General features: G+C 66.4%; 31 protein-coding genes and 1 pseudogene. 14 read left to right on the plus strand and 18 right to left on the minus strand.

Features of this window, described 5'->3' with window-relative positions; all coding sequences use genetic code 11:
- Window positions 1-40 precede the first annotated feature (40 nt).
- Window positions 41-157 (plus strand): annotated as a pseudogene (locus LOC57_RS16595) (DivIVA domain-containing protein); the annotation flags it as partial.
- 25 nt (window positions 158-182) lie between these two features.
- Here the strand turns inward: LOC57_RS16595 and LOC57_RS07175 are convergent.
- The 8 genes from LOC57_RS07175 to LOC57_RS07210 all read right to left on the minus strand — a co-directional run bounded on the left by LOC57_RS07175 (window position 183) and on the right by LOC57_RS07210 (window position 6,094).
- Window positions 183-740, minus strand: coding sequence for a DUF1697 domain-containing protein (locus tag LOC57_RS07175; protein ID WP_229958897.1), 558 nt, complete (start codon window positions 738-740; stop codon window positions 183-185).
- Between the two features lie 6 nt (window positions 741-746).
- Complete coding sequence (locus tag LOC57_RS07180) at window positions 747-1,580, minus strand: SDR family oxidoreductase (protein WP_229958899.1); 834 nt, start codon at window positions 1,578-1,580, stop codon at window positions 747-749.
- Window positions 1,581-1,659: 79 nt separating this feature from the next.
- Entirely contained in the window at window positions 1,660-2,115 is a 456-nt protein-coding gene (locus LOC57_RS07185; RefSeq protein ID WP_229958900.1) for a hypothetical protein, read from the minus strand.
- Between the two features lie 115 nt (window positions 2,116-2,230).
- On the minus strand, window positions 2,231-2,638 hold the full coding sequence (locus tag LOC57_RS07190) for a hypothetical protein (protein WP_227911573.1): 408 nt from the start codon (window positions 2,636-2,638) through the stop codon (window positions 2,231-2,233).
- Between the two features lie 172 nt (window positions 2,639-2,810).
- Window positions 2,811-3,266, minus strand: a complete 456-nt coding sequence (locus tag LOC57_RS07195; RefSeq protein WP_229958902.1) for a hypothetical protein — start codon at window positions 3,264-3,266, stop codon at window positions 2,811-2,813.
- A 115-nt stretch (window positions 3,267-3,381) separates the two neighbouring features.
- Window positions 3,382-3,837 carry a hypothetical protein gene (locus LOC57_RS07200; RefSeq protein WP_227911571.1) on the minus strand — a complete coding sequence of 152 codons (456 nt, stop codon included), beginning with the start codon at window positions 3,835-3,837 and terminating at the stop codon, window positions 3,382-3,384.
- Between the two features lie 113 nt (window positions 3,838-3,950).
- Window positions 3,951-5,720, minus strand: a complete 1,770-nt coding sequence (locus tag LOC57_RS07205) for an alpha/beta hydrolase (protein ID WP_229958905.1) — start codon at window positions 5,718-5,720, stop codon at window positions 3,951-3,953.
- An 8-nt stretch (window positions 5,721-5,728) separates the two neighbouring features.
- Window positions 5,729-6,094: a DUF6507 family protein gene (locus LOC57_RS07210; RefSeq protein ID WP_227911569.1), complete on the minus strand. Its 366-nt coding sequence runs from the start codon at window positions 6,092-6,094 to the stop codon at window positions 5,729-5,731.
- Window positions 6,095-6,274: 180 nt separating this feature from the next.
- Between LOC57_RS07210 and LOC57_RS07215 the strand changes: the two genes are divergently transcribed.
- A complete protein-coding gene (locus LOC57_RS07215) occupies window positions 6,275-7,663 on the plus strand; it encodes a CoA transferase (protein ID WP_227911568.1) in 1,389 nt (462 codons plus the stop codon).
- On the opposite strand, the gene arfB is transcribed toward LOC57_RS07215, so the two are convergent.
- From arfB to LOC57_RS07235, 4 genes are all read right to left on the minus strand, one after another.
- Window positions 7,660-8,082: an alternative ribosome rescue aminoacyl-tRNA hydrolase ArfB gene (arfB, locus tag LOC57_RS07220; protein ID WP_227911567.1), complete on the minus strand. Its 423-nt coding sequence runs from the start codon at window positions 8,080-8,082 to the stop codon at window positions 7,660-7,662. The genes LOC57_RS07215 and arfB overlap by 4 nt on opposite strands.
- Before the next feature lie 55 nt (window positions 8,083-8,137).
- The gene (locus LOC57_RS07225; RefSeq protein WP_227911566.1) at window positions 8,138-8,578 is read right to left on the minus strand and encodes a hypothetical protein; all 441 of its coding nucleotides are present in this window, start codon (window positions 8,576-8,578) and stop codon (window positions 8,138-8,140) included.
- A 145-nt stretch (window positions 8,579-8,723) separates the two neighbouring features.
- Window positions 8,724-10,049, minus strand: a complete 1,326-nt coding sequence (locus LOC57_RS07230; RefSeq protein WP_229958907.1) for a Y-family DNA polymerase — start codon at window positions 10,047-10,049, stop codon at window positions 8,724-8,726.
- Window positions 10,042-10,461: a LexA family protein gene (locus LOC57_RS07235; RefSeq protein ID WP_229958909.1), complete on the minus strand. Its 420-nt coding sequence runs from the start codon at window positions 10,459-10,461 to the stop codon at window positions 10,042-10,044. Before LOC57_RS07235 ends, LOC57_RS07230 begins: the two co-directional genes overlap by 8 nt.
- Window positions 10,462-10,614: 153 nt before the next feature.
- Between LOC57_RS07235 and LOC57_RS07240 the strand changes: the two genes are divergently transcribed.
- Window positions 10,615-10,794: a hypothetical protein gene (locus LOC57_RS07240; RefSeq protein ID WP_227911563.1), complete on the plus strand. Its 180-nt coding sequence runs from the start codon at window positions 10,615-10,617 to the stop codon at window positions 10,792-10,794.
- On the opposite strand, the gene LOC57_RS07245 is transcribed toward LOC57_RS07240, so the two are convergent.
- Both LOC57_RS07245 and LOC57_RS07250 read right to left on the minus strand, forming a co-directional pair.
- Window positions 10,784-11,404, minus strand: coding sequence for a TM2 domain-containing protein (locus LOC57_RS07245; protein WP_229958911.1), 621 nt, complete (start codon window positions 11,402-11,404; stop codon window positions 10,784-10,786). The genes LOC57_RS07240 and LOC57_RS07245 overlap by 11 nt on opposite strands.
- Window positions 11,405-11,552: 148 nt before the next feature.
- Window positions 11,553-12,542, minus strand: coding sequence for an NAD-dependent epimerase/dehydratase family protein (locus LOC57_RS07250; RefSeq protein WP_229958912.1), 990 nt, complete (start codon window positions 12,540-12,542; stop codon window positions 11,553-11,555).
- A 136-nt stretch (window positions 12,543-12,678) separates the two neighbouring features.
- On the opposite strand from LOC57_RS07250, the gene LOC57_RS07255 reads away from it, so the two are divergent.
- Entirely contained in the window at window positions 12,679-13,524 is an 846-nt protein-coding gene (locus LOC57_RS07255; RefSeq protein ID WP_229958914.1) for an aldo/keto reductase, read from the plus strand.
- 29 nt (window positions 13,525-13,553) lie between these two features.
- On the opposite strand, the gene LOC57_RS07260 is transcribed toward LOC57_RS07255, so the two are convergent.
- Window positions 13,554-13,886: a hypothetical protein gene (locus LOC57_RS07260; protein ID WP_227926167.1), complete on the minus strand. Its 333-nt coding sequence runs from the start codon at window positions 13,884-13,886 to the stop codon at window positions 13,554-13,556.
- An 85-nt stretch (window positions 13,887-13,971) separates the two neighbouring features.
- Between LOC57_RS07260 and LOC57_RS07265 the strand changes: the two genes are divergently transcribed.
- Together LOC57_RS07265 and LOC57_RS07270 are read left to right on the plus strand one after the other, a co-directional pair.
- A complete protein-coding gene (locus tag LOC57_RS07265; protein ID WP_269440261.1) occupies window positions 13,972-14,676 on the plus strand; it encodes an SOS response-associated peptidase in 705 nt (234 codons plus the stop codon).
- 277 nt (window positions 14,677-14,953) lie between these two features.
- A complete protein-coding gene (locus LOC57_RS07270; RefSeq protein WP_229958918.1) occupies window positions 14,954-16,312 on the plus strand; it encodes an FAD-dependent oxidoreductase in 1,359 nt (452 codons plus the stop codon).
- Window positions 16,313-16,323: 11 nt separating this feature from the next.
- On the opposite strand, the gene LOC57_RS07275 is transcribed toward LOC57_RS07270, so the two are convergent.
- Window positions 16,324-17,295 carry an aldo/keto reductase gene (locus LOC57_RS07275; protein ID WP_229958920.1) on the minus strand — a complete coding sequence of 324 codons (972 nt, stop codon included), beginning with the start codon at window positions 17,293-17,295 and terminating at the stop codon, window positions 16,324-16,326.
- Between the two features lie 99 nt (window positions 17,296-17,394).
- Here LOC57_RS07275 and LOC57_RS07280 point away from each other — a divergent pair, with 99 nt between their 5' ends.
- From LOC57_RS07280 to LOC57_RS07290, 3 genes are all read left to right on the plus strand, one after another.
- Window positions 17,395-18,180, plus strand: coding sequence for a thioesterase family protein (locus LOC57_RS07280; RefSeq protein ID WP_229958922.1), 786 nt, complete (start codon window positions 17,395-17,397; stop codon window positions 18,178-18,180).
- A 3-nt stretch (window positions 18,181-18,183) separates the two neighbouring features.
- Window positions 18,184-18,924, plus strand: coding sequence for a lipoate--protein ligase family protein (locus tag LOC57_RS07285; RefSeq protein ID WP_229958924.1), 741 nt, complete (start codon window positions 18,184-18,186; stop codon window positions 18,922-18,924).
- Between the two features lie 89 nt (window positions 18,925-19,013).
- The gene (locus LOC57_RS07290) at window positions 19,014-19,817 is read left to right on the plus strand and encodes a pullulanase X25 domain-containing protein (RefSeq protein ID WP_229958925.1); all 804 of its coding nucleotides are present in this window, start codon (window positions 19,014-19,016) and stop codon (window positions 19,815-19,817) included.
- Here the strand turns inward: LOC57_RS07290 and LOC57_RS07295 are convergent.
- On the minus strand, window positions 19,814-21,262 hold the full coding sequence (locus tag LOC57_RS07295) for a lipase maturation factor family protein (RefSeq protein WP_229958934.1): 1,449 nt from the start codon (window positions 21,260-21,262) through the stop codon (window positions 19,814-19,816). The genes LOC57_RS07290 and LOC57_RS07295 overlap by 4 nt on opposite strands.
- 133 nt (window positions 21,263-21,395) lie before the next feature.
- On the opposite strand from LOC57_RS07295, the gene LOC57_RS07300 reads away from it, so the two are divergent.
- On the plus strand, window positions 21,396-21,785 hold the full coding sequence (locus LOC57_RS07300; protein ID WP_229958936.1) for a VOC family protein: 390 nt from the start codon (window positions 21,396-21,398) through the stop codon (window positions 21,783-21,785).
- A gap of 32 nt (window positions 21,786-21,817) precedes the next feature.
- Here LOC57_RS07300 and LOC57_RS07305 read toward each other — a convergent pair whose 3' ends face one another.
- Complete coding sequence (locus LOC57_RS07305) at window positions 21,818-22,567, minus strand: TetR/AcrR family transcriptional regulator (RefSeq protein ID WP_229958939.1); 750 nt, start codon at window positions 22,565-22,567, stop codon at window positions 21,818-21,820.
- 51 nt (window positions 22,568-22,618) lie between these two features.
- Between LOC57_RS07305 and LOC57_RS07310 the strand changes: the two genes are divergently transcribed.
- The 4 genes from LOC57_RS07310 (at window position 22,619) to LOC57_RS07325 (ending at window position 26,403) form a co-directional block, all read left to right on the plus strand.
- Window positions 22,619-24,070, plus strand: coding sequence for an MFS transporter (locus LOC57_RS07310; protein WP_331460642.1), 1,452 nt, complete (start codon window positions 22,619-22,621; stop codon window positions 24,068-24,070).
- A gap of 193 nt (window positions 24,071-24,263) precedes the next feature.
- Window positions 24,264-24,782, plus strand: a complete 519-nt coding sequence (locus LOC57_RS07315; RefSeq protein ID WP_229958941.1) for a sensor histidine kinase — start codon at window positions 24,264-24,266, stop codon at window positions 24,780-24,782.
- The gene (locus LOC57_RS07320; RefSeq protein ID WP_229958943.1) at window positions 24,779-25,453 is read left to right on the plus strand and encodes a response regulator; all 675 of its coding nucleotides are present in this window, start codon (window positions 24,779-24,781) and stop codon (window positions 25,451-25,453) included. The genes LOC57_RS07315 and LOC57_RS07320 overlap by 4 nt, the downstream gene beginning before the upstream one ends.
- A 44-nt stretch (window positions 25,454-25,497) precedes the next feature.
- A complete protein-coding gene (locus LOC57_RS07325; RefSeq protein ID WP_229958945.1) occupies window positions 25,498-26,403 on the plus strand; it encodes a hypothetical protein in 906 nt (301 codons plus the stop codon).
- The last annotated feature ends 99 nt before the right edge of the window (window positions 26,404-26,502 follow it).

Genomic DNA, 26,502 nt, shown 5'->3' on the forward strand with positions numbered 1-26,502 from the left:
TCAGCTTCAGCAGCTCGGAGCTGCCGGGGTTGCCGGACCGCTGCTGACCGCGGACCAGGTGGTGAATCAGAAGTTCGCACCTACGCAGTTCCGTGAGGGCTATTCACAGAACGAGGTGGACGACTTCCTGGACAAGCTGGTGGTGCGTCTGCGGCAGGCGGGATAGGCGCGGGGCACGCGGGCTAGGGCACCTCCGGACCCGGGAAGCGGTCCCACAGGTTCATGGTGGTGCTCCAGCTGCGGATGGTCATGGACTTATACAACGGGGAGGCCATAATCGCGCTTAGCCGGCTCTTGGTGCGCTCGGCACTGAGCCGCTGCGAGTAGATGACACCCTGGCCCGGCCACACCGTGTCCACGCCCTCCCGGGGACGGAACACCGGCAGGGCCGTCTCCGCGTCGATGCCCATGAGGAAGATCGCGTCGGAGTGGTACGTGTCCGGCTGCTCCCCGAAGCTTTCCGGTCTCTGCTCGATGACGTCCTGCAGCTGGCCGCGGTTCAGGACCAGGACCCGGACCAGCTCATCGTCGAGGTCGAAATTCTCCACGAGGACGGTTTCAATCTCCGGGCCGATCCGCTGCGGGGGAGCGTCGGAGCGCAGCAGGACGTTGCCGCTGGCAATGTACGTGGAGACGTCCTGGTATCCCCGGTCCGTCAGATGCTCACGCAGTGCCTTCATGGGCACCTTGTTGCGGCCGCCGACGTTGATGCCGCGCAGCAGGACCAAGTACGGCTCCACGGCCCGTCAGCCCGCCACGCGGCTGCGGGTACCGGTGTCGACGGCGGCCACCACGCCGCCGTCGACCAGCAGGTCCGTGCCGGTGATGAAACTGGAGTCGCTGCCCAGCAGGAACGCGGCGGCGTTGGCGATGTCCGCCGGTGTGCCCACCCGCTTGGTGCCCGAACCCTCAATCATCGCCCGCATCTGCGTGCCGGATTCCCCGGCCAGTTCCTGCTGGCCCATGGGCGTGGAAATCACCCCGGGGCTGATGCTGTTGACCCGGGCGCCGCGGGCACCCCAGCGCAGGCTGGCTGCCTGCACCCGGACCTGGTTGGCGCGCTTGGCCACACTGTAGGCGGCTCCGGGATGGTCGATCCCGGCCACGTAGGGAATCAGCAGCAGGTCATCGGCCGGTACGGCGGCCAGGCTGGCCAGCACATCGGCGGGAATGCCGCCGCCGCCCAGGTAGGCGGCCATGCTGGCGATAACGACGCCGGCCCCGCCCGGGGCTATGACTTTTTCGAATTCCTCCAGCACCACGGCCACCCCGAACAGGTCCACCTTCCAGATGGCCTCAACCGGGGCCTGAACCGGGGAAAGGCCGGCGGTGTGCACCACACCGGTGACGCTGCCCAGCTCCCGGGCGGTGGCGGCCAATGCCTGGACCGACTCGCGGGACGAGACATCCACCTGTGCGGATGCGACGTCGTATCCGTCGCCGACGGCGCTGATCATCACGCTTTCGAGCAGGTCCTCGTTGAAGTCGGCCAGCAGCACCTTCTTTCCGGCGCCGACCCGCCGCAGCACGGCCTGCCCCATGCCGCCCATGCCGATGACTACCAGTACGTCCGCTGCCATGATGCTCCTCTGCCTGCAACTGCTGCTGATGAGGGCGGGATCCCCCGTTGCCTAGCGTAGACCCTGCCCGTCCACACCCCTAGGGCGTGCGTTCTGCCATGCCGGGATGGCTGGAGCAGGAGCTTTCGACATCTATGGAACTGCGTTTGGTGCCCGCCTGGTACACAACGGAGTTGCCTTCGCTATCGGAGAGGGTCTGCATCAGGTACCGGTTGCCCTTGGCTGAGCTCTCGAACTTGTTGGTCTCGGTGAAACCTTGCGCTGCGAAGTGCTCCGCAGCAGCCGTCGTGGCGTCCTCCGGGCTGGGGACGCCGGGGCCGAAGATCAGGACGCTGAACCGGCGGCTGTTGTCATCACCGCAGGAGAGCGTGCCCCGGTAGCTGGTGGTGCGGGCAGGGTCAAAAACCACGCCGTTCTCGTAGGTCCAATCGCCGCCTTGGAGCCGGGCAAGCTCGTCCGTGAGGCCGAGCATCTGGTTGAGGAGATCCAGGGGAGCGGTCTGGGGTGCAGGACCACCGGACGGAGTGGAAATCATCGGTTTCTCCTGGGGAGTATCGACACAGGCCGAAAGAGTCGGCACCGATAGGCACAGGACTAAAAGTCCGCACCGAGCGGTGAGGCGAGCATGGGGGACCCTACGCAGCATCGGCTCAGGGGAAGGTTTCTGCCATGCCGGGATGGCTGGAGCAGGCACTGTGTACGTCTATGGAACTACGTTTGGTGCCTGCCTGGTACACCACGGAGTTGCCCTCGCTATCGGTGAGGGTCTGCATCAGGTACCGGTTGCCCTTGGCTGAGCTCTCGAACTTGTTGGTCTCGGTAAAGCCTTGCTCTGCAAAGTGCTCCGCCGCCGCCGTCGTTGCGTCCTCCGGGCTGGATACGCCAGGACCGAAGATCAGGACGCTGAACCGGCGGCTGTCGTCGCCGCAGGACATCATGCCCCGGAACCCCGAGGTATCGGCTGGGTCGAAGACCGTATCGTTCCCGTAGGTCCACTGGCCGCCGTGGAGCTGGGCGAACTCGTCCGTGAGGCCGAGCATCTGGTTGAGGAGATCCATGGGATCTGTCTGTGGTGCCGGACCACCGGACGGAGTGGAAATCACTGGTTTCTCCCGAGGAGTAGCGACGTTGCTTCCTTCCGTGGCTGTGGTGCACCCGGACAGTAGCAGTCCGGATAGAACAGCGGCGCATGCCCCCGAGGAACTGCCGGCTCTGCGGGCCCTCAACATATCAGGGCGTGCGTTCTGCCATGTCGGGATGGCTTGAGCAGGCACTGCGCACATTGATGGAACTCTTGTCCGTGCCGGCGGTGTAGACCACTGATGTACCGTCCTGGTGGGTAAGCGTCTGGATCACGTACTGGTCTTCGTCAATCTGATCATCGAATTTGTTTGTCTCGACGAACCCTTGCTCTGCGAAGTTCTCCGCCGCGTCCGTCGTTGCGTCCTCTGGGCTGGAGACGCCGGGGCCGAAGATGTGAACGCTGAATCGGCGGCTGCTGTCCTCGCCGCAGGAGAGCGTGCCCCGGTAGCCGGTGGTGCGGGCAGGGTCAAAAACCACGCCGTTCTCGTACGTCCATTGGCCGCCTTGGAGCCGAGCCAGCTCGTCTGTGAAGCCCAGCATCTGGTTGAGCAGATCCAGGGGAGCGGTCTGGGGTGCCGGACCGTCGGATGGAGTGGAAATCATCGGTTTCTCCTGAGGAGTAGCGGCACAGGCCGACAGAGTCGGCACCGATAAGCACAGGACTACAAGTCCGCACCGAGCGGTCAAGCGAGCATGAGGGACCCTTCGCAGCATCGGATCAGGGCGTGCGTTCTGCCATGCCGGGATGGCTGGAGCAGGCACTGTGCACGTCTATGGAGCTCTTGTCCGTGCCGGCCTCGTAAACAATTGTGGTGCCGTCTGGATGGCTCAGCGTCTGGATGACGTAGCGTTCCCTATCAATCCGATCATCGAACTTGTTGGTCTCGGCGAAGCCCTGCGCTGAGAGGTGTTTAGCGGCGGCTGCGGTGGCGTCCTCGGGGGTGGTGACGCCTGGGCCGAAGATGAGGACGCTGAATCGGCGGCTGCTGTCCTCGCCGCAGGAGAGCGTGCCCCGGTAGCCGGTGGTGCGGGCAGGGTCAAAAACCACGCCGTTCTCGTACGTCCATTGGCCGCCTTGGAGCCGAGCCAGCTCGTCTGTGAAGCCCAGCATCTGGTTGAGGAGATCCAGGGGAGCGGTCTGGGGTGCCGGACCGTCGGATGGAGTGGAAATCATCGGTTTCTCCTGGGGAGTAGTGGCACAAGCGGAGATAGCCACGAGAGCAGCCAGTACGGCGGCGGCCGCGGCAGTGCGGAATCGGCGGGTCAATGGGGATCTTTCTGCAATTCTCAAAATCGGGGCCCGTAAAGCTGCGGGTGCGTCACCTTATGATGTTCACGGTAATCGAGGGGCATGGGGTCCCTCACGTCAACCTGCTCTCCCAGATCCATGGTGATTCTTGCGATGCTCCGAAGGCTTTGCGTTCCCGGGTCGAGGTAACCTTGGCTGTCTTGTCGGTTCTCCCGCCCGGTGTAAGCACTGTGCTCGTCGGTGGGCGCAAGCAGCTCGTTGCCGTCGGAACTGAAGACCTTTGCGCCAAACAGCGGATTGGTCGCACCGAGCCGGCCGTCGCCCACCAACTGGCTGCCCAAGATGCCCCTGCCAGCGACGTTGTCTGCGCGCGCCTGCGTGGCAAAGACTTGCGGGTTTCCGTTCTGATCCTGCGCTACCTGCATGCTGGTGGCATCACGGGTGACGTCAGTGTCCATGCCCGCAGAACCGTAGAGAACCACCGCGTCCACCTGGAAATCGATTTTCTCCAGCCCGTCCCCGGTTGTTGGCGTCCCATAGGAGTGTGCGGTGACAGTGAGGAAGGCATTGTCACCCAGAACGGTATGGATACCGGTCAGGTTGGCAGCAAGGCGGTCCCCGCCGGCCCTCGCCAGGTCCGACTGCAGTACGTCTGCGGAAGAAGGAAAGAGGTCCGGAGTGGTGTAGTTCATCCACGCGATGACTGCGTGGCTGGAGTTGCCATCGATCTTTTCCTGGGCGTCGTAAAGGCTCTGGGCAGCGTCGGTCCAGTCCGTCATCCGCTCGGTGGTGGCGTCCATACCGGGAACATTCACTGTCACATAATCGGCCTCATCCACGTTGCCGATGGCAACCATTGCCAGCGGCGGTATTACCGATGGGTCAAACGCAAGGAGGTGCCGCTGCCCGTTCGTTTCAGGGCTGGGTGATTCAAGGGACTCGGCGAGGTTCTTAAAGGCGTTTTCCTGCTCCTGCGTCAGGCCGTCTTGCGCGGCAGCCGCCTGCAGTGCCAACTGGTTGCCTTTAGCCCTGTCCGAATAGGGGATGCCCTCCAAATTGCCTGCCAACAGGGGCAAAGCGGCGATCACAATTTCCGGGTGCCTAAGGGACGCCCACAGGTCCTTATTTGCCGAAGGGTCCAGGCCCACCGGGGCGGCGACCAGTGCCCAGCCGGGATTGTCTGCTTTGAAAGCGGCAATCTCTTCGGGCGTCATGAGGTCCATGCTGCGCAAGAGCCGGGTCAGATCCCGCTGGGGGTCAGTGCTTCTGCCTTGGGTCAGCGTGTTGTATACAGCCGTCGCTGCGTTAACCGCGGCAGCAGGATCCGGTGGGCCGTAGGAGGCGAAGGTGCTTGTGGTGTTTCGGTGAAGGGCGTTGAGCGCGTTGACGCAGCGGTCATCGAGTGCCCTGTAATCGTCTGCCAGGACATTGGCCCGGTGCTGGAATACCGGCCGGTCGGTGGTCGGGTCGAACGCCGGCCCGCCGGTTTGTCCGTAGCTCTCCAACTCAGCAACCAGCGCGGCCCTCCGGGCAACGATATCCAGGGCACCTTCGGCGAAGGACTTGAGTGCCTGGGCCGCCGACGCCGTGCTGTCCCGCAGCGCTTTGGCCGTGTCTTTCGGGTGCCCCAACAGGGTGCAGACCTGTTCCTGTTCAGGCGCTTTGTAATACTGGGCCATGCCTCCGGACCAGCCGCCATGGAGATCCTCCACGCCGGTGGCAAAGGTGTCCCCGGCGCCGGCCAATCCAGATGCTGCGGCCATGACAGCCTCCGGATCGGGAAGCCCCTCGGTGCCGCTCAAATCCACGTCAAGCATCATTGTGCAACCAGCCGGCCGGGCCTGGCATGCTGAACCGGGGCCCGCATCGGCAGGCCCACGACTGCCCGCCGGGCCTGATCCGTCATGGTGTTGTCGGCTGAGACGTATTCGGCCATGGCAGCGTCCACACCGCCGACGGCGTTGCGGATGCGCGTCAGGGTTGCCTCGGAGTCTCCAACCAACACTTCATCGGCATACCGGGTGAAGGCTGACAGGGTTTTGCTGGCACCAAGACTATTTTCCACCGCGTTAGCAGCTGCACGAATATCGGCAACCGAGATATCCGCCAACTGGCCCTGCACCACGCGGAGCGTGCCGCGGACGCCCGCAACATCTATGTCATATTCAATTGCGTCACTCATTCTGTCCCCCCCAGAACTAAACGTTAAAAGCGGGCCGCAATGATTACCTCCGGCACACTCAGTGAGAATAGGGATATGCCGGCCGGATGACAAGGGGCTGCATTATTCGAGCCATGGAGATCCATACCCGCGGGATATCAACTGCTGGCGGCAATCGGCTCCCACGCGCATAATTCCGGTATGGCCGCCTCTGTGGAAATTCCCGTCCCGCCCTTGGTTCAAAGCCTTTCTCCGTTGCTGGCCGAAAACGTGGGGACCGCCCCCTGGACCGGCCCGCGCTGGTGGTGGGCAGGGCCACTGGATGTTGAAGGGCTGGCACTGGGCTCAGTGCAGATGCTCGCCACGGCAGTGGCCTCCTACGCGGAATCCACCGGACGACGTACCGGCATCGGTTTCACTTCTGACTGCGTCGCGGCGGCGTTTGCCTCGTTTGCGCATCTGCGGATCAACGACAAGCCGATCCAGGGGTTCGCGCCGCTGTCCGGGTTCCGCCGAACCGCCGACGGCTGGGTCCGCCTGCACGCCAACTATCCCCACCACGAGGCCGCCCTGCGTGCCGCCCTCGACGTGCAGCGGCCGGAACAGGTGGACGACGCCGTACGCAGCCGCACAGCCGCGGAGGTGGAGGAAGCCGTGACGGCCCGCGGCGGGCTGGCGACGGCGGTGCGGACGCCGGAGCAATGGGGTGCGTCCGCGGCCGGCCAGGCCGTGGCAGCTGAACCATGGCTGCGGTTGGAATTGCGAGATGCCCGTCCCGGATCCGCCCCGAAGCCTGCCGGCGACGGGTTGTTGTCGGGCCTGCGGGTGCTGGATCTGACCCGGGTCATCGCCGGCCCTTCCGGCAGCCGCATCCTGGGCGCCCTCGGTGCCGACGTGCTGCGCGTGGATCCTCCGGCGCTCCCGGAGCTGGCGGACCAGTACGTGGACACCGGGTTCGCCAAGCGCAGCGTGGTGGCCGACCTCGCCGACCCGGACGTCCAGCCGCGGCTGCGCGCCCTGCTCGCGGAGGCCGACGTCGTGCTCACCGCCTACCGCGGCGGCTCCTTGGCCCGGCTGGGCCTGGACCCGGTCTCGCTGCGGACGGACTATCCGCACCTGGCCCTAGTTTCCCTGGATGCCTGGGGCGACCGGGGCCCGTGGACGGAGCGGCGTGGCTTCGACAGCATTGTGCAGGCGGCCACCGGCATTGCGCACCTATACGGCAGCACGGGGAACGACGGCGCGTGGCGGCCCGGCGCGCTGCCGGTCCAGGCGCTGGACTACGCCACCGGGCTGGGAATGTCCGCCGCCGCCGTCGCCCTGGTCGCGGCACGGTCGCGCGGCATTGCCGGTGCGGCGCACCTGTCGCTGGCCCGGACCGCCCAGGAACTGCGGCGCCTGCCCGGCCCGCCGCCCGGGACCAAAGCATCGGCGCTGCCCGAACCGGCCCTGCGCCGCGGAGCCAGCTCATACGGTGAGTTGACCTATGTTCCGCCGCCGCTGCTGATCGGCGGTGTCCAGCTCGAGTATCCCTGGGTCCCGCCGCCCTACGGCAGCGCGGACCTGGCCTGGGACCAGCCGTTGCGTTAGTCCCGCGGCGGGCGCTGCCGCTGCTGCTTGGTGGCTGACCGCTGTTTCTTGGCATCCAGGCGCCGGTAATTCGAGCCCCGGGTGGGCTTGGTCTTGCGGCGCGTGGGCGGTGCGGGTGCCAAACCGTCTGCGACGAGGGCGGCGAGTTTGGCCAGGGCCGTCTCGCGGTTGCGCAGCTGCGAGCGCTGTTCCGACGCCGTCACGGTCAGTACGCCGGCAACCAGCCGGTTCTTCAGGCGCCGGAGCAGCATCCCGCGCTGCTCTTCCGTCAGCACCGCCGACTCGGCAACATTCCACCACAGCTCAACGCGGCTGTCCGAGGTATTGACGTGCTGGCCCCCGGGCCCGGAGGAACGGGAAAACCGCCAGTTAAGCTCCGCGGCGGGAATCGTCAGCGCGGGCGACACGACCAGGTCCATATAACCAGCGTCCCACGAAAGGACGACGCCGGGCTCACCGGAGCCAGTGGAACAGTCAGCGGAGGAAGGCGGCTGCACCGGCCATAAACGCCATTCCGGTGAGGGTCAGTGCCCAGAGCAGCTTCCGGGAGGGCTTCCGGCCCTTGCGGGTGAACAGGTATACGGCCGCCGCTAAGCCGAACCCGGCTCCGGTGAGTGCCATGAGCACAAAGCCCGGCGGCGGAGGGGGGTTCTCCGTGCTGTCTATCTCAAGGACCCCGGTGAGCGAGAGGACAAAGAACGCAGCCCCCATGACGGTGCCGCCGATGAGGGGCGCTAGCAGCAGGGCTGGCCGCGTCTTGGGATCGCCCATGGACCGGTTGGCCCACTTTGTCCCGTAAAGCGCTTCCTGGCTGAAATATATGGCCTCGGCGAGCGCCTCCCGCTTCCGTATACCGACCAGGCACAGTACAACGAGAACCGGGCCGATGACGGCGCCGGGCCAGAAAACATCCATGCGAACCCCCGGGATGGCTATGAGACAAGTGACTACGAGACAGGTGATTGCGGGACAGACAATTGCAGGATAGAGCGTAAACCGGCGGGGAGCGTGCGTCAGCGGCGGAGACTACCTGTTGCTGCCTGCAGTTCCGGGTATCCGCTCATAGTGCCCGAACCACCGGCAGTTCGCTCCACTCGGTGGTGTACCGCGGGGAGGAGTACTTGCGGGACATGGTCCACTCGGGTTTCGCCGTCGCCATTCCGGCCAGGCCCAGGCCGATGCTCGCAGCCCCGTATTTGTCCGTAACCCGGCCCAGCAGGTCACCCAGGTTGCGGCGTTCCTGGTCGGAGACAAACTCATCGAAAAGCGGCTGTGCCCCGGCGGCCTCGAGCCCGCTGAGCATCACGCCGGCCTTGGTGTAGGAGACGCCTTCAATGACCTGGGCCTCCAGGGCACCTACCGCCGCCCGGCTCAGGATCACCGGATCCGCCGTCGGCGCCGGCAGCCGCACGGTGGCCGAGGGGAACGACGACGCGCGCTCGCTGAAGTGGGACGTGCCCGCATACGCGGTGAGCACGCTGGCCTGCTGGCCTTCCCGCGCCAGCCGGGCTGCGGCCTGCTGGGCGTAGATGCTCATAACCTGCCGCATCTCGGTAAGCGTGGTGACGGGGGTGGAGAAGCTGCGGGAATAGATCAGCTGTTTGCGGTCGGCGCGCTCGTCGTCGAGCGGAATGCAGGAGGTGCCGTTGAGCTCCAGCACCGTGCGCTGGAGGATGACCGAGAACTTCCGCCGGATCATCGCCGGGTCCGCCGCCCGCAGATCCGCCACGGACTCGATGCCAAGCGCCGCCAGCCGGGTCCCCAGCCGCGATCCCACACCCCACAGCCCGGTCACCGGCACCCGGGACATGATGGTGTCCACCACCGCAGGGTCCATGGTGTCCAGGTTGCAGACCCCCTGCAGGTGCCGGTTCTGCTTGGCGATCCGGTTGGCGAACTTCGCCAGGGTCTTGGTGCTGCCGATGCCTACGCAAACGGGCAGGCCGGTGTGCCGGGCGACGGCGGTGCGGATGGCCGCGCCCTGGGCGTTGAGTTCGGCCGGGGTGCCGGCCAGGCCCAGGAAGGACTCGTCAATGGAGTAGACCTCCTGCCACAGGGCATAGCGGCCCAGCAGTTCCATCACCCGTGAGCTGAGGTCCCCGTACAGCTCGTAGTTGCTGGAGCGCTGGATCAGGCCCACCTGCGGGGCGGACTCGGCCAGCTTGAACCAGGGAGTGCCGGTCTTGATGCCCAGTGCCTTCGCCTCATCCGAGCGGGCCACTACGCAGCCGTCGTTGTTGGACAGCACCACCACGGGCACTCCGGCCAGCTTCGGATCGAAGGCGCGCTCGCAGGAAACATAGAAGCTGTTGACGTCCACCAGGGCAATCCGGGTGCCGGAGCCGGCAGGAGTTGACCGGCCCGCCGCGGCTGGTAGATCAGACATGGTGCAGGCACCGGGTCACAACGCCCCACACCGAAAGCTCCGACGGCTCCGACACTTCAATATCGGGGTAACCCGGCGTTTCGGCCCGCAGGAGGATTTTGTCCCCGTCCAGCAGCAGGCGCCGCACGGCGAGTTCTCCGTTGACCACGGCCACCACGACGGCGCCGTCCCGCGGGGTGAGCGAGCGGTCCACGATCAATTCGTCGCCGTTGCAGATGCCGGTGCCGGCCATGGAGTCGCCCTCGACCCGCACCACATAGGTGGAGGTGGGGTCGCGGATCAGGTGCCGGTTGAGGTCAATGCGGCCGTCGAAGTAGTCACGGGCCGGGCTCGGAAAGCCGGAGGCAGCGGCAGCGTCGGCCTCCGCCGGCGGGGCTGTCCTGCGGGAACGGTCTGCTGAAAACACCGCCATGCCTGCGCCCCTCTGAGGTGATCAACTAGAACAAACTTTCGAATCCCAGCCTAGCACCGCAGGAAGCCGCAATACCTACGGCCGAAGGGCAGGTGACGCATCCGACGGGCCGCGCGTCAGAAGAGGCGCCGGAGCCGCTATACGATTTAAGCCATGATCATTGAGCTGCAGATCCCGAAAAAGCTGGGACGGGAACTGGAGGAACTGGCCGAGGAACAGGGGGTTCCGGTGGAAACGCTCGTGGTCAACGGAGCGCGCCTGCTGCTGGAACACCGGTACCGCCGCAATATGCAGCCCGAGGTGCCCCAGCAGCAGCTCCCGCCTACTCCTTAAGCGGTACGCCCTTGGCGTCCGTGCGGAACGACGCGGCATTGCAGAGGATCATGATGCCCTCGATGAAGCCCCAAAGGCTGCCGAATCCGAAGGTGACCAGGGTTACGGCGATCTGCGCTACACCAAGCCCGGTGTGGCCCAGGTAGAAACGGTGAATGCCCAGGCTGCCCAGGAAAATACCCAGCAGGCCGGCCACCAGGCGTGACTTCCGCTGATCGTAGCCCTGGGGGTACTGGCCCTGCGGGTACTGCCCGTACTGCCCCTGCGGGTACTGAGCCTGGGGATACTGCTGTGCCTGCGGGTACTGCCCCTGCGGGTACTGTGCCTGCCCGTACTGCCCCTGGGGGTACTGCTGTCCCTGGGGGTACTGACCCTGCGGGTAGCCCGGAGCCTGCCCGAACTGGTCCTGCCCGTTGCCCGGCTGGGCGTACGGCGGGTACTGCTGGGCGCTGGGCTCTCCGGCCGGGGCGGGAGTGGACTGCTGTCCGGATGCCTGGGGCTGCTGAGCCGGCTCCGGGGCACTCTGCGGGTAGCTGTACTGCCCGTCCGCTGCCGGTGCCCCCGTCTCGGCTCCCTGATCGTTACCGGGATACTGCTTATTTTCCGACATGCTGCCCTTTCAAAAAGTTCCCCCCAGACCTGTCCGAAGGATGACTGGAATCTTCCGTCACGGCACCGGGTCCGGTGCTGTGACGATGGTCGCACTCTAACAGCCCGCTGCGGCGGAAACGGGGCGCCACACGCGCCGAACCCCGCTGTTACGCGAGCGCCCAGGCAGCCAAGCGGTCGCTGAGTTCCATCCAGCCGGGGTCCGGTTCCTGTTCCCGGGGGCAGGCGTCGTACCAGCGGACAATTTCGCGGGCCCCCTCGGAGAAGGGAATCTCCGCCCGGTAGCCGGGCACCAGGGACTTGATCTTGCTGTTGTCGAAGACGGCCGAATGGCTCTTGTCTCCCAGCAGCCCGGGTCCGCGGACCGGATCATGGGCGGCAATGGTCTCGGAGGCCACGTGCACCAGGACCGGGTCGGGAACCCCCGCTGCCGCCCCGAGCATCCGGTATATGGCGTCCCAGGGGAGGAATTCGTCCGAGGTGACCGTGTAGCTTTCCCCCAGTGCGGCCGGTCGCCCAAGCAGTCCCACGAAGGCCAGGGCAAAGTCCCTGCTGTGCGTCAGGGTCCAGAGGGCCGTCCCGTCTCCGTGCACCAGCACCGGCAGTCCGGCCCGCATCCGGTGAATGTCGGTCCAGCGCCCCAGCAGCGGCACTTTGGTGGCGTCATAGGTATGTGACGGACGCACAATCGTGGCCGGGAAAGCTTCGCTGCGGTAGGCCTGGACCAGCACGTCCTCGGCGGCGATCTTGTCCCGGGAATACTGCCAGAACGGATTGCGCAGCGGCGTGGATTCCAGCACCGGGAGCCGGGCCGGCGGCTTCTGGTAGGCCGAAGCGGAACTGATGAACACGTACTGGCCGGTCCGCCCGCGGTACAGTTCCACGGCATCGCGCACATGCCCGGCGGTGAAAGACAGAAAGTCCGCCACGGCGTCGAACTCCCGGCTTCCCAGCGCCCGCCGGACTGCGGAAATGTCGCGGACGTCGGCCGGGAGCACCTCGACGCCGGCCGGTACCGGCCGCGCCGCGGAAACGCCGCGGTTCAGCACGCTCACCCGGTGCCCGAGGGCCGCGGCGCGGGCGACGGCGGCCGAACTGATCACGCCGGTACCGCCAATGAACAGCAGATTCAGTGCCACGGGATGGTTCACTTCCTGTCCGGATTTTCCTTGACTGGGGGAGGGAGCCGGGCTTAGGTGGAGGTGCCCGGCCCGCAACTGCACCCCAGCGTAGGGCACTTCAGCCCCGGGGACGGCATCAAGGAGAGGTACCACCATGACCGAGAGCCCGCGTTCGAGCGTTCCCGAGCTGACCCTGAGCAACTCAGTGCGGATTCCGCAGCTGGGATTCGGCGTATTCCAGGTTCCGCCGGAACAGACGCAGGAAATTGTGGAAGACGCCCTGGCTGCCGGGTACCGCCACATCGACACCGCGGCGGCCTACGGCAACGAGGCAGGGGTGGGGGCGGCCATCGCGGCCTCCGGGATCCCGCGTGCAGAGATCTTCGTAACCACCAAGCTGCGCAACGGGGACCAGGGCAGGGCGCGGGCTGCGTTCATGGACAGCCGGCGGGCCCTGAAGCTGGACACCGTGGATCTGTACCTGATCCACTGGCCGGTGCCCTCGCAGGGGATGTTCGTGCAGGCGTGGAAGGAGCTGGAAGGGCTCTACCGTGACGGCTACATGCGGGCGATCGGCGTCTCCAACTTCCTGCCCGAGCATCTGGACGCCCTGGCAGACCAGAGCCAGGTGCTGCCCGCCGTCAACCAGATTGAACTGCATCCGGGGTTCCGGCAGGCTGCGCTCGCCGCCGACACGGTTGCGCGCGGCATTGCGGTGGAAGCCTACAGCCCGCTGGGACAGGGTGCTGCCCTGGCGGATGCCGAGGTGGCGGCGCTCGCAGACAAATACGGCACGACGCCGGCGCAGGTGGTGCTCGCCTGGCACCTCGGCTCGGGGCGGATCGTCATCCCTAAATCGGCGAATCCCGGCCGGCTGCGGGAAAACCTGGCCGCAGTGGACCTGGACCTGACGCAGGAGGAACTGGACACGCTGGACGGACTGGATGCCGGCAGCCGGATCGGCGCGGACCCGGCCACCGCCTCGTTCAGCCAGCTCTAGGGCGCTGTGCCGCGTTCAAGGCAACCGGGTCACCCGTTCCGGTCCGGGGCCGTGCGCTCACCCAGGGCTTCCTTGCGGCTGTTGTTCTTCCGCCGGGTCACCGCCGAGGCCCAGACCCAGGTGGAGCGGCGCACCCCGGCATCCTCCCACAGCACCTGCACGGCCCTGGCGGACCAGCTGCAGGCCTCACCCTTGACCTGCTCCGCCGCTCCCGGAAAGCGGATCCAGGCCCACACGGGTACACCGGGCACTGACGTGGTGACCGGATTGTGCTCGAAGTCCAGCTCTTCCGGGGTCAGGCCGATCGGCTCCGCCCTCCGGGCATATCTTGCGGCGAGCCGCAGCACGGCATCTTGGTTCATGCTTTTAAAAATAGAACATACGTTCGAGTAGGGATAACCGGCGCCGCCCGGGAAACGGCGGCACGAATGGTGCACAATGGGTGCCATGTGTGGACGCTACGTAATGGCAAGGGCGACGTCGGACCTGGTCTCGGCCTTCGCCGTCGAACAGACAGTGGGCCCTGACGTACAGCCGTCCTGGAACGTGGCGCCCACCGACGACGTGCGCATTGTCACGGAGCGTTTCGCCAGCGAGGAGCCCGTGCGGCGGCTGGCCACCGCCAAGTGGGGCCTGGTGCCGGTCTGGGCGAAGGACCCGAAGATAGGCTCCCGGATGATCAACGCCCGCCGGGAAACCATTCTGGAAAAGCCGGCCTTCCGCAAGGCCGCGGTCAAGCGGCGGGCCCTGGTGCCGGCGGACGGCTACTACGAGTGGGAGAAGTCCGCCGAGGGGAAAATCCCCACCTACCTGTATTCGGAGAAGCGGGATCCGCTGGCTTTCGCCGGCCTCTACGAATTCTGGCCTGACCCGGCGCTGCCTGAAGACCATGAGCACAAGTGGCTGCTCAGCGTCACCATCATCACCACTAAAGCCGCCGATGCGCTGGGCCACATCCATGACCGCACACCCCTGATCATTCCGCCGGACCTGTACGCGGACTGGCTGGACCCGCGCCTGACCGAGGGCGCCGACGTCGCACAGCTGCTCGACGCCGTCCCCGAGCCGACTCTGACACCGCGCGTGGTGTCCACGGAAGTGAACTCCGTGCGCAACGACGGACCGGCCCTGATCGAGCCCGCGAGCGCCTGAAAGGCGGGTGCGGCTTCGGCGGCGGGATTGCCAGCGAATGAAAGGCCTCGACATGCCGGTCCCTGCCGGGGCGTAGGGTGTGCGCATGGTGAAGATGACGCGGAGAAACCTGCTTATTGCCTCCGTCGGGGGAATCGCGGCTGCCGGTCTGGGCGCGTGTATGGCGCCGGCTTCCCCGCCACCTGCGTCAACTGCAGCCTCACCGTCCGGGACCGCATCCCCGGCGGGCCCGCCGGATTGGGAAGGCCTGCGTTCACGCCTGCAGGGACAACTGTCCATGCCGGGTGACGAAGCGTTTACATCGGCGCGGCAGGTGGAAAATCCGCGGTTTGACGGTGCGGAGCCGCTGGCGGTGCTTTCGGCGGCGTCGGCAGACGATGTGGCCGAGGGCGTCATGTTCGCCAATGCCTCCGGGGTGCCGCTGGCCCTGCGGTCCGGAGGACACAGTTATGCCGGTCATTCAAGCGGTGATTCAGCCCTCGTCATCGATGTGCGGGCGCTGTCGGCCATCAGCGTCGCCGGGGACGGGTCCGCAACCATCGGTGCGGGTGCCCGGCTTATCCAGGTGTATGAGGCCCTGGGGCAGCAGGGCCGTGCGCTGGCCGCCGGGTCCTGCGCAACGGTGGGGATCACGGGACTGACTCTCGGCGGCGGCGTGGGGGTCCTGACGCGGGCCTTCGGGTTGACATCAGATGCCTTACGGTCCGTTGAAATGGTCTCGGCCGAGGGTATGCGGATGACGGCGAGCGCCGATGAGAACCCGGACATCCTCTGGGCCTGCCGCGGCGGGGGCGGGCAGGTTGGCGTCCTCACGTCCCTGACCTTCGACACTGTTCCGGCACCGACAATTACCACCGCCTTCCTTGAATGGTCCTTCGCTGACGCGGTTCCCGTAATCCTCGCGTGGCAGGCGTGGGCGCCCGACGCCGACCCGCGGCTGTGGTCCACGCTGAAACTCCTCAGCGGTGGCCGCCATGCCGGCCCGGCCATCCAGCTGACGGCAACATGGATTGGCCCGTCGTCCGAGCTGGATGCGAATATGGCGGGGCTGCATCAGGGATCCGGCGTCCTGCCGACGGTGAACTCAGTCCAACCGGACCGGACGTACCAGGATGTGATGTTCTCCTTCGCAGGGTGTGCCGGTGGTGTGTCAGCCGAGCAATGCACCACAGGTGCCGGCGGTCTTTTGCAGCGGGAAGCGTTCAGTGCGACCTCCCATGTCCCCACCGACCTGCTCGACCGGAACGGTGCCGCTGCGCTGGTGGAGAGGTGCATGCTTGGCCAGCAGCTGGCCGGGGCGAGGGAGGTCTCAGTGTCCCTCGACGCGCTCGGTGGAGCCGTGCGGGACCTGCACGAGGAGACAGGGTTTGCCCACCGGGATGCCTACGCCACGGTGCAATACACTGCCACGTTCGAGGACTCAGCGGACCCGGCCCCCTATGACGTGTTCGTCCGGGAATCCCGGGCCGCGATGGAGCCGTGGTGGGGCACCGGGGCCTATGTCAACTATCTCGATCCCTCGATTACTGACCCCGGCGCCGCGTATTTCGGCAGCAACGCGGCCCGCCTTGCCGATATCCGTTCGTCAGCAGATCCGAGCGCCCGCTTCGCGCTGCCCGGGTTCGCAGCAGTGTAGCCGGACCGCGGCTACCAGGCGTAGTCCTCCGGCGCGGTGCGGTGGCCCGGGAAGATCCCGTCCAACCGGTCAAGGGCCTGCAGATCCAAAGTGACGTCCAGGGCAACCAGTGCTTCATCGAGCTGTTCCTGGGTGCGCGGGCCCACCAGCGGAGCGGTGACGGCCGGCTGGTGCAGCAGCCAGGCCAGGGCCAGCACACCGGGCGCAGTTTCCAGCTCCGCCGCGAAGTCTTCGTACTGCTGGATTTGGTCCCGGTGTTTTTCCAGCAGGTCCCGCACCCTGCCCTCGGCCCGCCGCCCGCCGCCGTCGGCCTCCTTCCGCAGGATCCCGCCGAGCAGGCCGCCCTGCAGGGGGGACCAGGGGAGCAGGCCCAGCCCGTACTGTTGTGCGGCGGGGATGACTTCCAGCTCCACTGACCGGTTAATCAGGTTGTAGATGGACTGTTCGCTGACCAGCCCGGTGAAGTTCCGCCGCCGGGCGTTCTCCTGGGCGCGGGCGATGTGCCAGCCGGCGAAGTTGCTGCTGCCGTTGTAGATGATCTTGCCCTGCGCCACAGCCACTTCCATGGCCTGCCAGATCTCGTCCCAGGGCGTGTTCCGGTCAATGTGGTGGAACTGGTAGAGGTCAACGTAGTCCGTCTGCAGCCGCTTCAAACTGGCATCCAGGGCCCGTCGTATGTTCAGGGCCGAAAGGAACGTGTCATTGGGCCGCTCGCTCATGGAGCCGTAGAGCTTGGTAGCGATGACCGTGTCCTCGCGCCGGCCGCCGCCCTTGGCGAACCAGCGGCCAATGATCTCCTCCGTCCACCCCTTGCGCTCCCAGCCGTAGACGTTGGCCGTGTCGAAGAAATTGATGCCGGTGTCGCGGGCGGAGTCCATGATGGCGTGCGCGTCCGCCTCTTCGGTTTTGGGACCGAAGTTCATGGTGCCCAGGCACAGGCGGGAAACGGACAGGCCGGACCGGCCAAGATGGGTGTATTCCATCCGGCCATTGTGTCCCCGGACACGCGGCGGGACCAGACACGCCGGGGTGCTGATGTAGCCTGAAGGCCAAATAAGGACCGGCAGGGAGAAGCAAAGCACGTGGCTGAATCGTATTACCGCTCACTGGGCAACGGGGTCTATGAGGCCACCATCCACACGCAGGGCGCGTGGAACCCGCACGAGCAGCACATGGCACCCATCTCGGGCCTGCTGGCGCACTGCCTGGAGGAATTCCAGCCGCGGCCCGAGCTTCGGATGGCGCGCATCAGCTACGACATCCTGGGACTGATTCCGCGCACGACCTTCGAAGTGAAGACCACCGTCCTGCGGCCCGGACGCACCATTGAACTCCTGCAGGCCGAGATGGTTGCGGACGGGCGCACCGCGGTACGCGCCACCGCATGGCGGCTGGCCCGGGGCGCCACACCGGAAGTGGCCGCCGTCGAAGATGAGACCATGCCCGGCCCCGCAGAGGCAGGGTCCCGCGAAAGCCTGACGGCGTGGCCCGGTGCGTTCATCGAATCCCTGGAAATGCGCGCCCTGCCCGGCATCCGGCCGGGCCGCGGACGGGGCTGGCTGCGCACCCCGCACGAAATGGTGGAGGGCACCTCGACGTCGGACCTGGTGAAGATGATCGGCATGGCTGACACAGCCAACGGCATCTCCACCCGCGTGCCCCCGGGCGGGGACAGCTACATGTTCCCGAACGTGGACCTGCAGCTGCACCTGCACCGTGAACCGCGCGGCGAATGGCTGGGACTGGATACCCGGGTCACGTTCGGGGCGGACGGCATCGGACTGACCTCGGCGGTCCTGCATGACCTGCAGGGTCCGTTCGGGCGCAGCGAGCAGATCCTCACGGTCCGGCCCCTCGGCGGGGCCTAGGACGTGCAGCCCGCCCTGACGGTGGTCCGGCAGCAGCGGTCCCTCGGAGCTGCAGAGGACCTGGACTTCGCGCTGGCGATGCTCGATGCCGTCCGGCGCGGGGAGCTGGGCCCCACCCTGCGCATCTACCGCCCGGTTCCCACTGTGGCGCTGGGGCAGCGTGATGCCAAACTGCCCGGTTTCGCCGCCGCGGAGGCTGCCTCCCGCCGGCACGGATTCGCACCCCTGGTCCGCAAGGCCGGCGGCCGGGCTGCCGCCTACCACCGGGACTGCCTGATCCTGGACCATGTAGAGCCGGAGGCTGATGCCTTGTCCGGGTCCCGGAAACGCTTCGCCCGGTTCGCTGACCTCCTGGCCGGGGCGCTGGCCAAGACCGGGCTGACCGCCGGCGTCGGTCCGATCCCGGGTGAGTATTGCCCGGGCGAGTTCAGCGTCTACGGCGAAGGAGCCCCGGGGGAGCGGATCAAGCTGGCCGGCACGGCCCAGCGCGTGGTTTCCGGGGCCTGGCTGTTTTCCACGGTGCTGGTGGTCGGCAACGGTACGCCGCTGCGCCGGGTGCTGACCGACTGCTATGCCGAGCTGGGGCTCGGCTGGGATCCCCGGACCGCGGGCGCGGCCGCCGACCTGGTCCCGCAGCTGACCACGGACCGGGTGGAGGACGCCGTGCGGGCCGCGTACGCCGGTTATGCCGCCCTGGATGAGGGCGATTTCACTGCCCTCACGGACCTGGCCGGGCGACACTAGGGGCTCGGTGCTTCCTGCGTCCGGCGCCCCCGGCTAAGGTGGATGACTGTCAGCAGGCTTATCGGCACATACGTTACGAAGGAATTCCATTGGGTTCAGACACCGTTGAAAATACTGCCCTCCGGCTGCGCGCGGTCCTCGAAATCCTCGCCGCGGAGGAGCCCTCCGCCGCCGGGAAGATCAGCCGGGGCAAGGTTCTCGGCGCCGCCCTGGACCGGGTTCCGCTGACGGGCAGCGAGGCCGAAACCCTGGCCAGCGGCACCGCCCGCGGTGAACGGGCCTTGGTCAATGCCACCACCAAGCTGGTCAAGGCGGGCTGGATCCTCAAGGAAGCCCGCTCCGGCTGGAGCATCACCAACGCCGGCCGGCAGGCGCTGAAGGATTTCCCGGAGCCCGCCCACCTGGCCGCGGCCCTGAACGGCAAGCCCGTTCCTGCTGCCGCCGCCCCTGACCAGGCGTCGCCGGCGGAAGAAGTGGTGGAGGACGTGGTGGAGGAAGCGCTGCGCGACGCCGTTTCCGTCCCGGAAGTTCCGGCTGAGCAGCACGGTGCGCATCCCGAATCCGTCCCCGAACCGTCCTTCCCGCAGCCGGAGTCCGTGGTCCTGGCCGGCGGCTTCCGGTCCGCCCTGGGCATTACTGACTGGGATCCGGCCGGAACGGACCTGCGCTTCGCCTTCGACCGGCACGATGAACTGTGGAAGCTCACGGTGGAACTGCCCGAGGGAACGTATGAGTACAAGGTTGCCCTCAACGGTTCCTGGGACGAGAACTACGGACACGACGCACACCGCGACGGCGGCAACATCGAAATGCAGCACGCCGGCGGACCGTTGACGTTCCTTTATGACCACGCGACCCACTCAGTCATCACCAAGCCCGAGGTCAGCGCCTAAGACCCGGGACGGGGTGCGCCGGCCGGGCCGGGTCCCTCAATCGGATCCACCAGGGTCCCGGCCGGCTCCCGGACCCACCAGACCCCCTCCGCGCGCAGTTCGGCCGGGGTGGAATAGCGGTACCGGTAAACCCGGGCACGGATCCAGTGCGGCGGAACTCCGTTGAACGGGTCCCGTCGCAGCAGGCGCAGGGTCCGGCGGTCACCGGCGAGCAGCTTCCGCAGCAGTTCCGGGAACCATGCACCGTAGGAGCCCAGGGCCAGAAACCACATCAGCCAGTCCAGCCGCAAATGGTAGGGCGCGAACTGGCGCGGCATCCGCCGCGGGTCCCCGGGTTTTCCCCGAAATCCGTACTCACGCCAGCGGGCACCGGGCCCCGGCGGGTCATTGGTCCCCTCGATCACTACCTCGTTCCGGTGCCGGGTGATGCTGCCGAACGCGCCGTAAGCGTTGGAGAGGTGCCAGCGGTTGAAGCTGGCGTTCATCAGCTGGTTGCGGCTGAACAGATTCTTCAGCGGCGCCCAGGCCCAGTAGAGCATCGCGGCGGTTGCCGCCAGGACGACGACGGCGTAGGCCCCCGGCACAGCAGTCGGGTCCTCCGCGAACCGGATGCCCGGCAGCACCGCCTGCACGGCCGAGTCGCTGACCGCAGTGAACGCGAGCAGGACAGTCAGGACGTTCAGCCACGCGAAGTTGCCGGAGAGGATCAGCCACAGCTGGGTGATGATGATGACCGCGGCGGCAACCGAGGCCACCGGCTGCGGGAAAAACAGGAAGAACGGCACCACCAGCTGGGCGAAGTGGTTGCCCAGCACCTCCACCTTGTGCAGGGGCCGGGGCAGGTGGTGGAAGAACCAGCTGGCCGGATTTGGCATGGGCTGGGTTTCATGGTGGTAGTACAGGGCCGTGAGGTCCCGCCACACCTTGTCTCCGCGCATCTTGATCAGGCCCGCACCGAACTCCAGCCGGAACACCAGCCAGCGGAAGAGCCAGAGCACGGTCACCGGCGGAGCGACGTCGTCGGAGCCCAGGAACGCGGCCAGGAACCCCGCTTCCAGCAGCAGCGACTCCCAGCCGAAACCGTAAAAGGTCTGCCCGATGTTCACTATGGACAGGTATAGGCCCCAGATCAGCAGGAAAGCCGCCAAGGGCAGCCACCACGGGCCGGACTGCGGCACTCCGGCCACGAGCAGGGCCGAGACCGCCGCACCCGTCCAGGCCACTATGAGCAGGAACCGGTCCGAGTAGTGCCAGCGGAAGAGAGTGGGGATGCCGCGGCCCTTGATTCGGGCCAGGAACCGCGGCGCCGGCAGCAGCCCGTTTTCGCCCAGCAGCGCCGGGAACTGCGCGGCGGCATTCAGGAAACCGATCAGGAAGACGGCGGCGATACCGCGCTGCAGCACCTGGCGGGCGAACTCGTATCCTTCGGCGCTGAAGAGCTCCATGGCCATCCAGCCTAGCTGCCGCTGCCGGACGCAGCGGCACTACCCTCCCGCATTTTCCGGCTGCCCCCGATACTGGCGGTGCGCCGACGGGCAGATGGCCGTACGGAGGCACCGAGCAGACAGGGGATCAGCCATGAGGATTGTGGTGACGAGCATTTTTGTGGACGACCAGGACAAGGCACTGGATTTTTACACGCGCGTGCTGGGATTCGAGCCGCGGCAGGATGTGCCGGCGGGCGGGGCGCGCTGGCTGACGGTGGGCGCGCCGGGGGAGGAAGGCGGGGTGGAGCTGCTGCTGGAACCGGCCGGGCATCCCGCCGTCGTACCGTTCACCCAGGCGCTGGTGGCGGACGGGATTCCGTTCACGTCCTTCGCCGTGGACAGCGTGCAGGATGAATATGAGCGCCTGCTGGACCTCGGCGTGGAGTTCACGCAGCCGCCGACTCAGATGGGACCAATGACGACGGCGGTGTTCTCCGACACGGTGGGCAACCTCATCCAGATCGCCGGCAGCAACGGCTGACCTTCCTCGGTGGTTGACAGGTATGCCCCTGACTAGTCGCGGCTTTGCTGACAGGTGACCTTGATGGAGACCGCCGAGCGGTCAAGATCTCGCAGCATGAGGCCGAGGGTGAAGTCGAACCGCTCATGCGCAGTCCCCGAGGTGAGTTCGGTTGCGTGGGCGCGAATGTGCGGAAAGCCGTCTTCAGGGAGGGCTTCGAAGCGGGCGATGAGGTCTTTTCGATGGTGCGTGGAGAATCGATGCTCATCCGTGTTTGATCCCGAGTCGGCGACCGCGATGTCCATCGCGTAGGCGCCGACGTAGAGGAAGAGGGCATCGATCGTCCACGCGGCAACCTGAGGGTCGATGCCGGCGGTGATCAGGATGGCCAACATCCCCTCGTTGACGCGCAGAACGTCGAGGTTTGTGACGTCGATCGCCAGAGCGGCGCGGGAGATGCCGGGGTAGGTCAAGTACTGGTCACGGAGCTGGGTACACACTCCCGCGAGCTGCTCGCGCCACTGTGTGGCGGAGGGTTGCGGAAGAACGATCCGGCTGCACAGGCGGCCGATGAGGAGCTCATCGAGGTCTGCCTTGTTCACCACGTGGGCGTAGAGCGACGCGGGGCCGGTATCGAGCCGGGCGGCGACACTGCGCATGGTCATGGCGTCGAAACCGTCTGCAGCGACGATCTCGAGCGCGGCGTCCGTGATGCGATCGGCGGTGATCGGCGCCTTACGGGGGGCGGGAGGCTCTTCACTGGTTGCGTACCTGGCCGCGCGGCGCTGTTGTGGGGAAGCCATGACTCGATCCTACATTGACACGAACCCCGTTCCGAATATAGAACACTGTTCGTGCCTACACTCGTTCCAAACCGAACCCTCCGGGGATCGTGGATCGCGCTTACCGGGCTGTCCGCCATCTTTCTTTTCGAGATGCTCGACAACTCGATTCTCAACGTCGCATTGCCCACGATCGGCCGCGACCTGCAGTCCTCGACCACGGCACTACAGTGGGTGACCGGCAGCTACGCCGTGGTGTTCGGCGGGCTCATGCTGCTATTCGGTGCGATCGCTGACCGATTCGGACGCCGTCGCGTCATGCTCATCGGGCTCGTCCTCCTCGCCGTCGCGAGCGCCGCCACCGCCTTCGTCACCACTGCCGAGCAGCTGATCGCCGTGCGTGCCGTGATGGGCGTCGCCGCCGCGATGACCACGCCGGGGTCGATGGCTCTCGCCTTCCGCCTGTTTGACGAGGAGAGCCTGCGCGTGCGGGCCATCACCCTCATATCGACCGTCGGCCTGGTCGGCCTGGCCATCGGACCGACCGTCGGCGGGCTCGTGTTGGCCGTTGCTCCGTGGCAGGTGCTACTGCTCATCAACGTGCCGATCGCGATTCTGGCGATCATCGGGATTCGCACGGGCATCGCCGCAGACGGCCCGGCTGAGCTGCACCGAGAGCGTCTCGACATTGCGGGAGCGCTGCTCGCAACGGCGACCATCGTTCTCGCACTGCTCGCGCCGACGGCGTTCATCGACGAGGGGGCCGGATCGGGGATGCCGTGGGCCCTGGTGGCGGCGACCATGGCGGCGGCGGTGCTGTTCGTGGTGCGGGCGCGCACAGCGCGGCATCCGCTCTTGGATCTCGCTCTGATCGCCCGGCCGCTCGTCTCCAGTGGCCTCTCCTTCAAGGCGGCGGCAGGACTCGCCACAGCAGGACTCGGCTACCTGGTGACGCTGCAGCTGCAGCTCGCGTGGGGGTGGCTGCCCGCTTTGGCGGCAGTGGGCATGCTGCCTCAGGTCGTGGTGCTGCTGGCGCTCGGGCCGTTCGTGAACCCGCTCGTCGAGAAGGTCGGCATCAACCGCGCCGCCTGGATGAGCGCCGCCGCAGTGGTGGCCGGCCTCGTCGTCTACACCGCCTTCAACGGCCTCGGCTACGTCTTCGTCGCGATCGCCCTCGCCCTCGTCGCCGCCGGCCTCCGCGTGGTGGGAGTCGTCGCGGCCATCAACGTGCTGAACGGACTGCCGGAGAACCGCACATCCATCGGCTCAGCGTTGACCGACACCAGCACCGAAGTGGCTAACGGCGTCGGCATCGCCGTCGCCGGCACCCTCCTCGCCGCCCTGTTCTCGGGCAGCATCACGGCCTCGAACTGGACCGAGCAGCAATCCGCCCAATTCGAGGGCGCCGCTATCTTCGCTGGACTCGTGCTCACCCTGCTGGCCGCAGCGTTCGTGGTCTTCGGCTTCGTGCGATCGCGCCGGAACGTAGCGGCGGAGGACGTGCCCGCCGACGAGGTTGCCTGATAGAGATCGCAGCGACCTGAACGTCCGCCGTCGAACCCTGGTGGCCCGGGCGGCACAGAAGCCGAGATAAGTGAACTGAGATGAAAACTGTGCTGCGTCTGGCAGCCAGATCCGAAGCGACCTTTAGATGCTTTCGTCCTGACCTGATTCGGCCGAGGGACTGCGCTATATCCATCGAAGTGAACCGGAGGCGGTGGACGAGGCAGCCTCTGTGATTGCCGACGCCGCCCGCAAAGCCCTCACGGAGACCCGCGATGTCCTCACCGGCCTCCAAACGGATTCCAACGATCCGCTGGAACAGCGCCTGGCTGCCCTGGCAGTCCAGTTCTCGACCAGTGGTATGCCCGTCACCCTGCGTCCCGCTGCAGGCCTCGCCCTGTCCACCTCGCCGGAAACCAGCCATGCGGTCTACAGGCTTATCCAGGAGAGGCTGACCAACGCCTTCAAACACGGCGACAGGGAGGCCGGCGTCGAAATTTTCCGTACCTGGACGCTGGACGGCCTTGAGTTGGGCATTTCCTCGTCAATGGATAGCAGCCGACAGCCGGGACGGCTACTGCCACCGCCTGGACAGGGAATGCGGGGGATGGAGCGGCGGGCAGCTGATGCCGGCGGGTGGTTCACAGCCACGGCGGACGGCGGCACCTTCCTCGTGCGGGCATTCCTGCCTCTGTCAGCAGGAAAGCTCGAACTTGAGGAGGTAGGCGCATGACAGCCCCTGCCGCCAGCGGTAACCAGTCAGTGTCCACCATTCGGATCGCTTTGGCTGATGATCAACCGCTGTTCAGCGCGGGCTTGAAGATGATCCTGCGCAGCCAGCCGGACATCAAGCTGACAGGCGACGCAGTCAACGGTGAGGACGCCGTACGGCTGGCCGAGGAAACGCGTCCCGACGTCATGTTGATGGATATCCGCATGCCTGTGCTGGATGGCTGCGAGGCCACCCGCAGGATTGGGGAATCCTGTCCCCAGACCCGGGTCATTGTCCTGACCACCCTCGCGCACGACCAGGCCGTGGTGCGCGCCATCCAGTGTGGGGCCGCAGGATTCCTCAGCAAAGACGCGACGCCGGAATTCCTTCTCGCTGCCATCCGGACCGTGCATTCCGGGCAGTCGGTCATCGCTCCTGCCACTACCCGGGAACTGCTGCGGGACTACAGCACGCCTACCAGGCGGAACACCCAGGCGTTGGCACCTTTATCCGAACGGGAGCGGGAGGTCTTCCGGCTGGCGGCGACCGGGCTGGGCAACACCGAAATTGCCTCGACACTGGTCCTGGCCGAAACCACCGTGAAGTCCCACGTCGGCGCAATCCTTGCCAAGCTCAAGCTGCGCAACCGGATCCAACTTGTCGCCTTCGCTTACCAAAACGGACTGGTCTAACCCTTTCGCATTCGCTATCTCAATCCCAACCGAGGAGTTCTGACATGCAAAACTACGGAAACCGGACAAGCAGAAAAGTCCTTCCCATCAAGCGCCTGGCTGCAGCGGCTGTTCTCGTCGCCGGCGGTGCCGCGACTCTCATTGCAGCCGCCTTGCCCAACACTCCGTTGGCGGCCGCGCCGGAACCGGTATCAGGTATTGTGCGCGACGCCGAGGCCTACATGGCACCGGATCCGGTCGCCGAAGAAGGCGTGCGGCAGCTAATTTCCGAGTGCATGGCCAACGCCGGATTCGACTACACACCGCCCGTTGAGACAGAAGGCGCCGGGGGCCTCAGTGAATGGATCGGTTTCGAGCGCCTTGATGTCGCTGCCGCAAAGGCTGAGGGCTACGGCGGTCCTGTAGTGGGTAGTGAACCGGCACCGGGCAGTGATCAGGCAACCATGTTCAGCGACCCTGCCTTCGATGCGGCGCTGTACGGTCCGGCTGATGAGTTTGCCGGGGCAGGAAGTTTCGAAAGCCGTGCCGGCGGCTGCCGGGGCACTGCAGTGACCGCCATCTATGGGGACATGGAGAGGTACACCCTGGCCACAGTCGCCTCCCTGAACGCCTTCCCGGCATCGAGGGACGCTGCCTCACGGGATCCTGAAATCGAGGCGGCCAACCAAGAGTGGCAGGACTGCATGGCGCAGACTCCCTACAGTTCACTTCGGGCCCCGGGCGAGGCCAGGACAGCCGGTGAGGCGGCAGGTGGCCAGGAAGAAATCAAGATAGCTGTCACAGACGCGGTCTGCCGCGAAGAAACGAATCTTCAAACCCGCATCGACGCAGTTTTCGACAAATACCTGACCACCGAAATGCAGCAAATGGCGCCGGAGATGGCAGAAGTAACGGAAATCAAGACTCAGGCCGCCCAGCGGGCTCTGGAAATCAGTAGGTCCTCCAGCTGATCTTGTGGCGAGATAGGGAGGCGGGGGGGCGAGAATTGGGCCCCCCCCACCCACCGCCCCGCCCCCTTTTTTTACTGCCCCCGCCACCGCCCGATGCCC

The sequence above is a fragment of the Arthrobacter sp. zg-Y750 genome (assembly GCF_020907365.1).
Classification (GTDB): Bacteria; Actinomycetota; Actinomycetes; order Actinomycetales; family Micrococcaceae; genus Arthrobacter_B.